The 13,420-nt window shown below is 65.7% G+C and carries 14 protein-coding genes; 3 read left to right on the forward strand and 11 right to left on the reverse strand.

Going from position 1 to position 13,420, the window contains the following annotated elements; translation table 11 throughout:
* The first annotated feature begins 54 nt into the window (after positions 1–54).
* From BLR29_RS19470 to BLR29_RS19480, 3 genes are all read left to right on the forward strand, one after another.
* A complete protein-coding gene (locus BLR29_RS19470; protein WP_092138683.1) occupies positions 55–579 on the forward strand; it encodes a gamma carbonic anhydrase family protein in 525 nt (174 codons plus the stop codon).
* A gap of 64 nt (positions 580–643) precedes the next feature.
* Positions 644–1,666 (forward strand): Hsp33 family molecular chaperone HslO, encoded by a 1,023-nt coding sequence (locus BLR29_RS19475; RefSeq protein ID WP_092138684.1) that lies wholly within the window; start codon positions 644–646, stop codon positions 1,664–1,666.
* A gap of 193 nt (positions 1,667–1,859) precedes the next feature.
* Positions 1,860–2,186 (forward strand): hypothetical protein, encoded by a 327-nt coding sequence (locus BLR29_RS19480; protein ID WP_092138685.1) that lies wholly within the window; start codon positions 1,860–1,862, stop codon positions 2,184–2,186.
* 33 nt (positions 2,187–2,219) lie between these two features.
* Here the strand turns inward: BLR29_RS19480 and ftsB are convergent, their stop codons facing one another.
* The 11 genes from ftsB to BLR29_RS19535 form a co-directional block, all read right to left on the reverse strand.
* Positions 2,220–2,561 (reverse strand): cell division protein FtsB, encoded by a 342-nt coding sequence (ftsB, locus tag BLR29_RS19485; protein ID WP_092138686.1) that lies wholly within the window; start codon positions 2,559–2,561, stop codon positions 2,220–2,222.
* A gap of 239 nt (positions 2,562–2,800) precedes the next feature.
* Positions 2,801–4,090, reverse strand: coding sequence for a phosphopyruvate hydratase (gene eno / locus BLR29_RS19490; protein WP_092138687.1), 1,290 nt, complete (start codon positions 4,088–4,090; stop codon positions 2,801–2,803).
* A 94-nt stretch (positions 4,091–4,184) separates the two neighbouring features.
* Complete coding sequence (locus BLR29_RS19495; protein ID WP_092138688.1) at positions 4,185–4,475, reverse strand: DUF1330 domain-containing protein; 291 nt, start codon at positions 4,473–4,475, stop codon at positions 4,185–4,187.
* Between the two features lie 138 nt (positions 4,476–4,613).
* The gene (gene kdsA, locus BLR29_RS19500; RefSeq protein ID WP_092138689.1) at positions 4,614–5,483 is read right to left on the reverse strand and encodes a 3-deoxy-8-phosphooctulonate synthase; all 870 of its coding nucleotides are present in this window, start codon (positions 5,481–5,483) and stop codon (positions 4,614–4,616) included.
* A gap of 23 nt (positions 5,484–5,506) precedes the next feature.
* Complete coding sequence (locus tag BLR29_RS19505; RefSeq protein WP_092138690.1) at positions 5,507–7,159, reverse strand: CTP synthase; 1,653 nt, start codon at positions 7,157–7,159, stop codon at positions 5,507–5,509.
* A gap of 220 nt (positions 7,160–7,379) precedes the next feature.
* Entirely contained in the window at positions 7,380–8,201 is an 822-nt protein-coding gene (locus BLR29_RS19510; protein WP_092138691.1) for an alpha/beta fold hydrolase, read from the reverse strand.
* 125 nt (positions 8,202–8,326) lie between these two features.
* Complete coding sequence (locus BLR29_RS19515) at positions 8,327–9,133, reverse strand: proteasome-type protease (protein WP_176860999.1); 807 nt, start codon at positions 9,131–9,133, stop codon at positions 8,327–8,329.
* Between the two features lie 130 nt (positions 9,134–9,263).
* Positions 9,264–10,097, reverse strand: coding sequence for a transglutaminase family protein (locus BLR29_RS19520; protein WP_092139138.1), 834 nt, complete (start codon positions 10,095–10,097; stop codon positions 9,264–9,266).
* Between the two features lie 81 nt (positions 10,098–10,178).
* A complete protein-coding gene (locus BLR29_RS19525) occupies positions 10,179–11,132 on the reverse strand; it encodes an alpha-E domain-containing protein (RefSeq protein ID WP_092138692.1) in 954 nt (317 codons plus the stop codon).
* Positions 11,133–11,168: 36 nt separating this feature from the next.
* Entirely contained in the window at positions 11,169–12,644 is a 1,476-nt protein-coding gene (locus tag BLR29_RS19530; protein WP_092138693.1) for a circularly permuted type 2 ATP-grasp protein, read from the reverse strand.
* Positions 12,645–12,879: 235 nt separating this feature from the next.
* On the reverse strand, positions 12,880–13,398 hold the full coding sequence (locus BLR29_RS19535; RefSeq protein ID WP_092138694.1) for a gluconokinase: 519 nt from the start codon (positions 13,396–13,398) through the stop codon (positions 12,880–12,882).
* Positions 13,399–13,420: the final 22 nt, after the last annotated feature.

A 13,420-nucleotide genomic window follows, 5' to 3' on the forward strand; every position in this document is an offset into this window, starting at 1 on the left:
TTATTCGCGACGGCCACCCCCAATTACCCAAAATTGCTTCAGGCAGGAGACCTCATGGCGCTTTACCAGCTCGGCGACATCGCCCCGACCATCCACCACGACGCCTATGTGGCGGCGGAAGCCACCGTCATCGGCAACGTGACGCTCAAGGCGCGCGCCAGCGCGTGGCCCGGCGTGGTGATCCGCGGCGACAACGAACCGATCGTGGTGGGCGAGGACACCAATATCCAGGAAGGCTCCGTGCTCCATACCGACCCGGGCCGCCCGCTGACGCTGGGCGACAAGGTGTCGGTTGGCCACCAGGCCATGCTGCACGGCTGCACGGTGGGCGAAGGCTCGCTGATCGGCATCCAGGCCGTGGTGCTCAACGGCGCCGTGATCGGCAAGGAATGCCTGGTGGGCGCCGGTGCCGTGGTGACCGAAAACAAGGTGTTCCCGGATCGCTCGCTGATCCTCGGCGCACCGGCCAAGGTGGTGCGTGAGCTGACCGATGCCGACGTGGCCAACCTGTACCGCAACGCGGAAACGTATGCGAAACGGCAGGCCATGTACAAGACCGAACTGAAGCGTATTGACTGATGAAAGACCGGCTGGCTGGCGCGTTTGCCCGTCAGCCCAACCGACTGACCGACTGATTACGACCGTGACCGCATCCTCCAATCCCGACCTTCTCCAGAAATTCCTGTTCGACGCGGCACCTGTGCGCGGCGAGCTGGTCCGCATGGAGGCTACCTGGCAAGAGGTGCTGAACCGCCACGCCTACCCGGCACCGGTGAGGCGCCTGCTGGGCGAGATGATGGCGGCCGCGGCGCTGCTTTCGGCCAACCTCAAGTTCAATGGCGCGCTGGTGATGCAACTGCACGGCGATGGCCCGGTGAGAATGCTGGTCGTCGAGTGCCTGTCCGACCTCTCGATGCGCGCCACGGCCAAGATTGCCGAAGGCGCGGACGTCGCCGATGACGCCACGCTCACGCAACTGGTCAACGTCCACGGACACGGCCGCTTTGCCATCACGCTGGATCCGCAGGACAAGCTGCCGGGCCAGCAGGCGTACCAGGGCATCGTGCCGCTGTCGGACGAACACGGCCCGCTGGCGACGATGGGGGCCGTGCTGGAGCATTACATGCAGGCGTCCGAACAGCTCGACACGCGCCTGTGGCTGGCCTCGAACGACCAGGTCGCGGCGGGCATGCTGCTGCAGAAGCTGCCGTCGTATGGCGGCACGATGGAAGGCCAGGGCAGCCAGCCGGCACAGGTCGGCGAGACCGGCGCGCCGCTGGGCGACGAAGGCCGTGCGCAGGACCTGGACACCTGGGACCGCGCGTGCCAGCTCGGCGCCACGCTGAAGGATGAGGAACTGCTTGCCGAATCGCCGGACACGCTGCTGCGCCGCCTGTTCTGGGAAGATCTGCAAGCTACGGGCCTGCGCGTGTTCGATCCGCTCACGCCGCATTTCCAATGCTCGTGCTCGCGCGCCAAGGTGGCGGGCATGCTGCAGTCGCTGGGCCAGGCCGAGGTGGAAAGCATCATCGCCGAGCGCGGCCATGTGGAAATCCATTGCGACTTCTGCGGCCAGCGCTACGAGTTCGATCCGGTCGACAGCGCGCAACTGTTCACCGCGCCCGTGGCCACCGGCGCGGGCGACGGGGCCCATCAGCACCACTGAGCACGGTGCGGAACCGAGCGCGTGGCGGGACGGGTCCAATGGCATGATTTCATGGCACCGGACTTCATCGGAGGCTGATATGTACACGCCCACCCGCCCTTCCCGCTCTTCCCACCCTCCCCGCTCTTCCCGACTTTCCCCACGCCTGCGCGGTACGGCACTGGCCGGCGTCGCGGCACTGGCCGGCGCCCTGATGGCGGGCTGCGCGGCGGACCTGCCGCGCGACTTCAACGGATCGCCGATGACCGCCCGGCTGGCGCCCAACGCCATCCCGCCGGCGCCGATCACGCCCGAAGATGGGCAGAAGCTCGCCGAGCTGAACCAGCAGGTGCTGCGTGAACAGGAATCGGCAATTGCCCAGCAGCAACAGGCAGAAGCCTGGGCGCGGGCGGCCTATGCCTACCCGAATACGAGCTGGAGTCTGTTCTACGGCGGATGGGGCGGAGGCCGCTGGGGAGGCAGCGTCAGCGTGGGAAGCCCCGGATACTGGGGCTGGGGCGGCTATCCGTACTGGTGGTAACCCGACCGGTAGCGCCTCTTAAGAAAAAACGTCCTAGTGGCCGCCCTTGCCGGCTACCGAATTGGCTGGCGGCGGCAGGGGTGGCGTGGCGCTGACCTTCGGGGCCGGGGCCACGAACTGCACGAACACCTCGCCTTCCTTCACCATGCCCAGCTCATAGCGGGCACGTTCCTCGATGGCACCGGTGCCATCCTGAAGATCCTTCACTTCCCCTTCCAGCTTGGCATTGCGCAGCTTGAGCGCCTGATTGTGCGTGGTTTGATCCTGCACCTGGCGGTTGAGATCCCAGACGCGCAACCAGCCGCCTTTTCCCAGCCAGAGCGGGTACTGAATGGCGAGCAGCAGCACGAACAACAGCAGGGAAATCAGGCGCATCGGGGCAAGAGGGCGCTAGGAAGCAAAGGCCAAGCGGGGCCGGAAATATCCGATTGGCAGCGGTCCGGCGGACAACCGGGACCAATGATCTCCCATGCGGCCGAAGATTGCAAAACAAAAGACAATACAAAACGCAACTCGGCGCGCGTGGACGCCCGACCGTGGCGGCCGCGCCATAGAAAAAGGCGCCGCCCGGAATACCGGTGCGGCGCCTTTTTCAGTTTTCCCTAATGCTGGACTTAGCGCAGGTTGTAGAACGCGCTCTTGCCCGGGTACGTGGCGATGTCGCCCAGATCTTCCTCGATGCGCAGCAACTGGTTGTACTTCGAGATACGGTCCGAACGCGACAGCGAACCGGTCTTGATCTGGCCAGCGTTGGTGCCCACGGCGATGTCGGCGATCGTGCTGTCCTCGGTCTCGCCCGAACGGTGCGAGATCACGGCCGTGTAACCGGCGCGCTTGGCCATTTCGATGGCGGCGAACGTTTCCGTCAGCGTGCCGATCTGGTTGATCTTGATGAGGATCGAATTGCCGATGCCGCGCTCGATGCCTTCCTTCAGGATCTTGGTGTTGGTCACGAACAGATCGTCACCCACCAGCTGCACGCGGGTGCCCAGCTTCTCGGTCAGCGTCTTCCAGCCGTCCCAGTCGCCTTCGGCCATGCCGTCCTCGATCGACACGATCGGGAACTTGTCGCACAGGTTGGCCAGGTAGTCGGCAAACTGCGTCGACGACAGCTTCAGGCCTTCGCCTTCCAGCTGGTACACGTCTTCGGCCTCGTGGTAGAACTCGCTCGCGGCGCAGTCCAGCGCCAGCAGCACGTCTTCACCGGCCTTGTAGCCAGCCTTCTCGATGGCCTGCACCACGGTGTTCAGGCATTCCTCGTTCGACGAGAAGTTCGGTGCGAAGCCGCCTTCGTCGCCCACGGCGGTGGACATGCCCTTGTCGGCCAGGATCTTCTTCAGCGCGTGGAACACTTCGGCGCCGCAACGCAGGGCTTCACGGAAGCTCGTCTGCGACACCGGCATGATCATGAATTCCTGGATATCCAGGCTGTTGTTGGCGTGCGCGCCACCGTTGACGATGTTCATCATCGGCACCGGCATCTGCATGGCGCCCGAACCGCCGAAGTAGCGGTACAGCGGCAGGCCGGCTTCCTCGGCGGCGGCCTTGGCCACGGCCATCGACACGGCCAGCATGGCGTTGGCGCCCAGGCGGCCCTTGTTCTCGGTGCCATCCAGGTCGATCAGGGTGCGGTCCAGGAAGGCCTGCTCGGAGGCGTCCAGGCCCATGATCGCCTCGGAGATCTCGGTGTTGATGTGCTCGACGGCCTTCAGCACGCCCTTGCCCAGGTAGCGCGACTTGTCGCCGTCACGCAGTTCGATGGCTTCGCGCGAGCCCGTCGATGCACCCGACGGCACGGCGGCGCGGCCCATCACGCCGGATTCCAGCAGCACGTCGCATTCGACGGTGGGATTGCCGCGCGAGTCGAGAACTTCGCGACCGATGATATCTACGATTGCACTCATATTTCCTCTCTGGACTGTTGAATCTTGCTGCTTTGCGGCCAATACATCAGAAGCGGGGCGCGCCGGTCGCACCCCAAGGGGCCTGGCGATGACGTCAGGCGCCCTCGACGACGATCATGTTCATCTTCGCGGCGTGCTCGCGCGACTTGCGCGCGGCCAGGTATTCCTCGCTGTCGTAGAAGGCCTTGGCGGCCGCGTAGCTCTCGAACTTCAGCAACACGACGCGCGTGGGCGCCCAATCGCCCTCGAGCGGCTCGGTCTTGCCGCCACGCACCAGCACCTCTGCGCCGTTGGCCTGCATGGCCCGCGTGGAAAGCACCTTGTACTGCTCGTACTGCTGGGGATCTGTCACATCGACGTACGCGATGATATAGCCGGCGGCCATGCGTTATCTCCGAATCTTTTGTATTGTCTTTCGATACGGTACGTCATCACTTGAAGCATCGCCAGAAACGGTGCCAGAAGCGGGTACCGGAAGCGACACCGCCCGCGGGTGACGCGGGCGGCGGGTGCCACGACAGGCTCAGGCGCAGGCCGGCCAGCCGAAATTATCTTCCAGGAAGCCGGCGCGCTTGACCAGGGTATCCAGGTCCTTCAGCACGCTCAGCAGTTCCTTCATGCGCGACAGCGGCACGGCGTTGGGGCCATCCGACATCGCCTTGCTCGGGTCCGGGTGCGTCTCCATGAAGAGACCCGACACGCCGGTAGCCACCGCGGCACGCGACAGCACCGGCACAAACTCGCGCTGGCCGCCCGAACTGGTGCCCTGCCCGCCGGGCAGCTGCACCGAGTGGGTGGCATCAAACACGACCGGCGCACCGGTTTCGCGCATGATCGCCAGCGATCGCATGTCGGAGACGAGGTTGTTGTAGCCGAAGGAGACACCACGCTCGCAGGCCATGAACACGTCGTCCGGCAGACCGGCCTCGCGAGCCGCGTCGCGCGCCTTGTCGATCACGTTCTTCATGTCGTGCGGCGCCAGGAACTGGCCCTTCTTGATGTTCACCGGCCGGCCGCTCTGGGCGCAGGCACGGATGAAATCCGTCTGGCGGCACAGGAACGCCGGCGTCTGCAGCACGTCCACTACGGCGGCGACGGGCTTGATCTCGTCGATCTCGTGGATGTCGGTCAGCACCGGCACGCCGATTTCGCGCTTCACGGTCGCCAGGATTTCGAGGCCGCGCTCCATGCCGAGGCCGCGGAACGACTTGCCCGACGACCGGTTGGCCTTGTCGAAAGACGACTTGTAGATGAACGGGATGCCCAGTTCGGCCGTGATCGCCTTCAGCTCTCCGGCCGTGTCCAGCGCCATCTGCTCGGACTCGATCACGCACGGACCGGCAATCAGGAAGAACGGCTTGTCGAGGCCGACGTCGAATCCACACAGTTTCATGGCTGACTCCTTCGTCCGCGGGCTCAGGCGCCCTTGCGCTGCTGGCTGGCCAGCGCGGCTTCCACGTAGGCATTGAACAGCGGATGGCCATCACGCGGCGTGGACGTGAATTCCGGGTGGAACTGCACGCCAACGAACCACGGGTGCAGGGACTCGGGCAGCTCCATCATCTCCGGCAGGTTTTCCGTCGGGGTGCGGGCCGAGATCACCATGCCGGCGTTTTCCAGCATCGGCACGTAGTGGTTGTTGACTTCGTAGCGGTGGCGGTGACGCTCGTTGACTTCCGCGCCATAGATCTGACCGGCCTTGGTGCCCGACTTGACCGGCACGCGCTGGGCGCCCAGGCGCATCGTGCCGCCCAGGTCGGAATCGGCCGAACGCTGCTCGACGCGGCCTTCACGGTCCACCCACTCGGTGATCAGCGCGACCACCGGGTGTTCGGTTTCCACGTTGAACTCGGTCGAGTTGGCGTCGTTCATGTTGGCCACGTGACGCGCGAACTCGATCACGGCCAGCTGCATGCCCAGGCAGATGCCCAGGTACGGAACCTTGTTCTCGCGGGCATACTGGATCGCGCGAATCTTGCCTTCCGTGCCGCGCTTGCCGAAGCCGCCCGGCACCAGGATCGCGTCCAGCGGCTGCAGGACTTCCAGGTGACCCGATTCCAGTTCTTCCGAATCGATGTATTCGATGTTCACACGCGTGGCGGTGTGCATGCCGGCGTGACGCAGCGCCTCGATCAGGGACTTGTACGATTCCGTCAGGTCGACGTACTTGCCGACCATGCCGATCGTGATCTCGTGCTCGGGGTTTTCCTGCGCGTTGACCAGCTTCTGCCACATCGACAGGTCGGCCGGCTTGGGATCCAGGCGCAGTTCCTCGCAGATCAGGCGGTCCAGGCCCTGCTCGTTGAGCATCTGCGGGATCTTGTAGATGCTGTCCGCGTCCCACACCGAAATCACGGCTTCCTGCGGGATGTTCGCAAACAGGGAAATCTTGGCGCGCTCGTCATCCGGGATCGGACGATCGGCGCGGCACAGCAGCGCCGTCGGCGAGATGCCGATTTCGCGCAGCTTCTGCACCGAGTGCTGGGTCGGCTTGGTCTTGAGCTCGCCGGCGCTGGCGATGAACGGCACCAGCGTCAGGTGCACGAACGCGCAGTGGTTGCGGCCCATGCGCAGGCTCATCTGGCGCGCGGCTTCCAGGAACGGCAGCGATTCGATGTCGCCCACCGTGCCACCGATTTCCACCAGGGCCACGTCGGCCTTGCCGTCATGCGAAGCGGCGGCGCCGCGTTCCACGAAGGCCTGGATTTCGTTGGTGATGTGGGGAATGACCTGCACGGTCTTGCCGAGGTACTCGCCGCGGCGTTCCTTGCGGATCACGGATTCGTAGATCTGGCCGGTCGTGAAATTGTTCGACTTCCGCATCTTGGCCGATACGAAGCGCTCATAGTGACCCAGATCCAGGTCGGTTTCAGCGCCATCCTCGGTCACGAACACCTCGCCATGCTGGAAAGGGCTCATCGTGCCGGGGTCGACGTTGATGTAGGGATCGAGCTTGAGGAGGGTGACTTTGAGGCCGCGCGACTCGAGAATGGCCGCGAGCGAAGCAGCAGCGATGCCCTTGCCGAGAGAAGAGACGACGCCACCGGTGACGAAGACGAATTTGGTCATAAACCGAGCTTGCCGGGGAAATCGGGATTATACATGAGACCCCGTTTCGCGCGGACCCGGAAATTGTGACAACCGGGTGCAACCCCGCGGTTGCGACGCTTCCGCCGCACCGACGGGCGCCGGCGGCCACTGCCCGCCTGCCTCGGCCCAAGGCGCAGCCAGAATCGCCGCCGCCCCGCGCCCTGCCGCCCGCCTCACCCTCCGGTCTTTCCTTCCAGACTTACCGTCCGTCCCGGCGCATTGCCCCGATCAGGTCGCGTACCAGGTCCGCGGTCTCCAGCGGCTTCTCCATGGGATAGAGATGGCCACCCTCGATGAAGCGCAGGCGCTCGCCCACCAGCCGCCGCGTCGCGCCCAGTCCGGCCTGCCTCACCTCGCGCGAACGCGTGCCGGCGATAAACCCGACCGGCACCGGCGAGCCGCGCGCCACCTTGCGTCCGAGACTGGTCGGCAGCGTGCGATAGATCTGGTACTCCACCTCGCGGTCGAAGCGCAGCTTGCGTTCCGCCGCGCGGCCGGTCGGCTCCGTGCCGTGCTCGGTGTAGTCGCGCAACACCTCGGGGTCCCAGATCGCGAAGTTCTTCTTCGACTGGAAATGGCTCCAGACAGCCTCGGCATCGGGCCAGTGCGTGCGACGCTTCTTGGTGACCGCCGCCGGCCCCGGCTTCTCGTCGAGTCCGAAGATCTGGGACGCCCGGAGCAGCGATGCGCGCCAGCCGGCGATGATCGGCGAATCGAGCATGACCACGCCGCGCACGCGTGCAGGCCGGCGCAGCGAGGCCATCAGCGACAGGAAGCCGCCCAGCGAATGACCGACCAGCCAGACCTGCCTGGGATCGGCACCCTCGCGGCCCGCCCGGTCCAGTTGGCCAAGCAGCTCGTCCACCAGGTGCGGCCACTCGCGCGTGACGGGGTACTTCGGATCGTGGCCAAAGCGCTCCACGGCGTGAATCTCGAATTCATCTTCCAGCGCGCCGAACAGTTTGCGATACGTGCGCACCGGAAACCCGTTGGCATGGGAGAACAGCAGGATGTCGCGCATTGCGGCGTCCTCGAATGAAAGTCGACTGCGTTGAACGATATGGGAGACGGGGCGATAGAAGCGATAGCGGCGCCGGGGTGCCGCCGCGCCGACAACCTGCGGCGGTGCGGCCCGATCGGCCCCGATCAGCCGCGATCGTGCCGGGCGCGGACCGGCTGGCCCCAGCGGTCCGCCTCGTCGCGCGCGAGCGGAAACTCCGCCGGCTGGCTGGCGTCCCACTCCGGGTTACAGATCTCGCCGAACACCTGGCGCAGACGCTGCCCCCAGGTGTCGCGGATCATGCGGAAATACGCGTTCTTCTCATCGATGTTGACGAAGCGCGTCACCTGCAGCGAGTCGCCCTCATAGACCAGCAGGTCCAGCGGCAAGCCCACCGAGATATTCGACTTCAGCGTGGAATCCATCGAGATCAGCGCGCATTTGGCGGCCTCGCCCAGCGGCAGCGACGGCGATACCACGCGGTCGATGATCGGCTTGCCGTACTTCGCCTCGCCAATCTGGAAGTAGCAGGTCTCCGGCGTGGCTTCGACGAAATTGCCGGCCGCGTAGATATTGAACAGGCGCGTGCGCTCGCCGCGAATCTGGCCGCCGAAAATCAGGCTGACATTGAACTCGATGCCCGCGTCGCGCAGCGCGTGGGCGTCGCGCTTGTGCACGGTGCGGACGGCGTCACCGACGATCGATGCGGCCTCGAACATGTCGCGCGCGGTCCACAGCGACCGCTTCTCGTCACGGCCTTCGACCAGGCATTGCCGCACGGACTGGCTGATCGCGAGGTTGCCTGCGGTCAGCAGCACCATCACGCGGTCGCCCGGTTCTTCGAACACGGTCATCTTGCGGGCGATGGAAATGGCATCCACGCCGGCGTTGGTACGGGAATCGGACAGAAATACCAGGCCGGCATCCAGCCGCATGGCTACGCAGTACGTCATGAGATCTGATGTTGGTTTTCGCGGCTCGCCAAGGGACGGCGACGCGGAGCAAGCTTGCATTCTAGCGCCCCGGGCGAGGCCCGCACGCACCGTTTGAATGCCACGGCCGGCGCCGGGGGCGCACGATTGCTCAGGCCAACGGGGTGATGGCGATGTCGACTTCCATGGTTTCGCCTGCGCCGCCCTCCACAATGCCCCGGATTGGTGCCGCCGACGCGTAGTCGCGCCCCACGGCAAGGCGTACGTGGCGGCCATCGGTCAGGCAGCGGTGCGTCACGTCGATGCTGCACCAGAGCGCGCGCCCGGCGTCCAGGCAGACGTCGGCCCAGGCGTGGCTGGCCAGCTCGGTAGCAGCCGGATCGTAGAAGTAACCACTGACATAGCGGGCGGGAATACCGAATGCGCGGCAGGCCGCCACCATCACCTGCGCCTGGTCCTGGCAGACCCCGCTGCCCAGGCGGAAGGCGTCCGCGGCCGTGGTCGCCACGTCGGTGGTGTTGGCCTTGTAGCCGACGCGGCCGGCGATGCCGTCGGCCAGCGCCAGCAATGCCGGCACCTCGTGACCTGCAGCGAGAAAGGGTGCCGCAAACGCCCGCATGTCGGCCGGCGCATGGGTCAACGCCGTGCTGCCCGCGAAGTACAGCGGCGACACGCGCGACTCGCCGGCATCGGGCAAATCGTGAAAGGCGTGGTGGCCGCCAGCGTCGCCGGATTGCGTCGACATCACTTCCACCTCGCCGGTGGCGGTAATCGCGATGGTGCGGGCCGGGCCAGCCAGCGTGAAGTTGTGAATGATGTTGCCAAAGCCGTCGCGGGCTTCGGACAGGCTACCAGGCGCGGACAAACTCCACGCCTGCACGGATTGCAGCGGCCCCGAGCGGGGCGCCAGGCGCAGCTCGTGCACGCTGCGGCGGACCGGTTCGGCGTAGCGGTAGACGGTCTTGTGATGAATCTGGTATTTCACGATAAGGGGCGCGCCGCGGCGACCGTCGCCCGGCCCGTCACGCGCCAAGGACTCGGGCGACGTGACGCGCCGCGCACCCGGCTAGGCAGCCAGCAGCGGGACGAGGAAGTCCCGGCTGATACCGTTGCCGAGATCGCCTATGCGTTCCAGGAAGCTGGTCAGGAAGGCGTGCAGGCCGACGGCGAAGATGTCGTCGATGCGCGCGTATTTCAGGTCGGCGTGGAGTTTACCAGCCTGGCGCTCGGTCTCCGACGACTGCTGGTTGGCGACCAGCGCCAGGATCGCCACCACCTCGTCAAGGCTGGAGACCAGGGACCGCGGCATGTCCGGCCGCAGGATCAGCAGCTCCGCCACCCGCTGGGGCGTGATCACAGCGCGGTAGATCTTGCGATAGACCTCGAATCCCGACACGGAACGCAGGACGGCCGCCCAGTGATAGAAGTCGTTCTGCTCGCGGTTGGAGTCGCTGTCGTCGCTGCCCGACGCCTGGAACTTCACGTCGAGGATCCGCGCGGTATTGTCCGCCCGCTCCAGGAACGTGCCCAGGCGCATGAAGTGGAACGAGTCGTCCTTGAGCATGGTGCCAAACTGCACGCCACGCGCCAGGTGCGAGCGGAACTTGACCCACTCGAAGAAACGCGACGGGTCCTCGTGCAGTTCGCCATCGGCGATGATGCGCTGCACATCCAGCCAGGTGGTGTTCAGCGTCTCCCAGACCTCGGTCGTCAGCGACCCCCGCACCGCGCGGGCGTTTTCGCGCGCCGCGCGCAGGCAGCTCATGATCGACGACGGGTTGGTCATGTCCCGCACCATGAAGTCGATCACATCGTCACGGTGCAGCAGCCCGTACTTGTTGTCGAAGGCCTGCGTCAGTTCGGAAATATCGAGCATCGCCCACCAGCCCTGCTCGGCCACCTCGGCGGACTGCGGCAGCAGCGAGGTCTGGTAATTGACGTCGAGCATGCGCGCGGTGTTTTCCGCGCGCTCGGTGTAGCGTGCCATCCAGAACAGGTGGTCGGCGGTACGGCTCAGCATGATGGTTTCTCCCGGCGATCAGCGTTCACAGTCGACTCAGCGTTCCAGCACCCAGGTGTCCTTGGTGCCGCCCCCTTGCGAGGAGTTCACGACCAGGGACCCTTCACGCAGCGCCACGCGGGTCAGCCCGCCCGGCACCATGCGCACCTCCTTGCCCGACAGCACGAAAGGCCGCAGGTCGATGTGGCGCGGCGCGATGCCGGATTCCACATAGGTCGGACACGTGGACAACGCCAGCGTGGGCTGCGCGATGTACTGCTCGGGGCGCGACTTCACCACCTCGCGGAACTGGTCGATCTCGGCGCGCGTGGCGGCCGGCCCCACGAGCATGCCGTAGCCGCCGGCGCCGTGGGTTTCCTTGACCACCAGGTCTTCCATGTGGTCCAGCACGTATTGCAGGTCGTCGGGGCGACGGCACATGTAGGTCGGCACGTTCGAGAGAATGGCCTCCTCGCCCAGGTAGAAGCGAATCATGTCCGGCACGTATGGATAGATCGACTTGTCATCCGCCACGCCCGTGCCGATGGCATTGCTGATCGTCACGTTGCCCGCCCGGTAGACGGACAGCAGCCCAGCCGCGCCCAGCGAGGAATCGGGCCGGAACGCCAGCGGGTCCAGGAAGTCGTCATCCACGCGGCGGTAGATCACGTCGATGCGTTGCGGACCTTGCGTGGTGCGCATGTAGAGGTGATCGTCCTCGACGAAGAGATCGCTGCCCTCCACCAGCTCCACGCCCATCTGCTGCGCCAGGAAGGCGTGCTCGAAGTACGCGGAGTTGTACATGCCCGGCGTCAGCACCACCACGGTGGGGTCGGAGATGTTCTGCGGCGACACGCTGCGCAGCATGTCCAGCAGCAAGTCGGGATAGTGCGCGACCGGCGCCACACGATTGCGGGCGAACAGATCCGGGAACAGCCGCATCATCATCTTGCGGTTTTCCAGCATGTACGACACCCCGGACGGCACGCGCAGGTTGTCCTCCAGCACGTAGAACTCGCCCTCGCCCGCGCGCACCACGTCGATGCCCGCCACGTGGGCGTAGATGTCACGCGGCACGTCGACGCCAAGCATCTCCGGCCGGTACTGGGCATTGTTGTAGATCTGGTCTGGCGGGATCACGCCGGCGCGGATGATGTCCTGGCCGTGGTAAATGTCATGGATGAAGCGGTTCAGCGCCGCCACGCGCTGCCGCAAGCCGCGTTCGAGCGTCGCCCATTCGCTGGCCGGAAAGATGCGCGGAATCACGTCGAACGGAATGGTCCGCTCCGTGCCGCTGTTGGACTCGTCCTTGTCGCCATAGACGGCGAAGGTGATGCCCACGCGCCGGAAGATCAGGTCCGCCTCCGCGCGCTTGTTGTCCATCGTCGCGACGGACTGCCGGCCCAGCCATTCCGAAAAACTCCGGTAATGGGCCCGGACCGCCCCTGACGGCAGTGCGTGCCCGGCCTCGATGGCCGCCACCACTCCGTCGTCTCGCCCTTCCAGCATCTCGTCGAAAAACCGCGCCGCCATGATGGCCGCTCCTTCGTGAAATGGGCGCCTGCCGCCTGCCGCCTCCCGGTTTCCCTTCACCGGCGGGCCGGCTGCCCGTTTATCGATGCCTGTCGAGTTGGCTCTTTCAGCATATCCGTACCGGCAGAACCCGCAAGGGGTGCGCGTGCGCCGGCACGTGAAACGGTTCTAGCAAGATGTTTGCCAGGCGACGCCTCGCCGCCTGGCCGGGGTACTGCAATCCGGGGGGCGGCGATCAGCGTGACGGCTTGTCAGCGCAGTCCGTGGATGCCGGCGGGCATTTGTCCAGGATGTCCTGCACCAGCGCCTCGGGGGTACGGCGGATGTCCAGCACCAACGCGTCCCGCGGTTCCTCCAGCGTTTCGAACTGGCTCTGCAGCAGCGCCGGGTTGAAGAAATGGTCGGTGCGCGCCGACAGTCGGCCGCCGATCGTCGCCGCATCGCCCTTCATGAAGACGAAGGTCACGCCGCCGTCGGGAGGCGTCAGGCGGTCCCGGTAGGCCTGGCGCAGCGCCGAACAGGTGAACACATGGGTCCGGCCCTCGGCACGGGCGGCGTCGATGGCCGCGCGCATGGCGGTCAGCCACGGCCAGCGATCCTCGTCAGTCAGGGGGATGCCGGCTTGCATCTTCGCCTTGTTGGCGTCGCTGTGGAAGGCATCGGCATCGTGGAAGCCGCACTGCAGGCGGCCGGCCAGCATCTCGCCCACCGTGCTCTTGCCGCTGCCGGAAACGCCCATCAGGATATAGATCATGTCTGCTCCGTCGATCATGGTC

It is taken from the genome of Cupriavidus sp. YR651 (genome assembly GCF_900101625.1).
In the GTDB taxonomy this organism is placed as follows: Bacteria; Pseudomonadota; Gammaproteobacteria; order Burkholderiales; family Burkholderiaceae; genus Cupriavidus.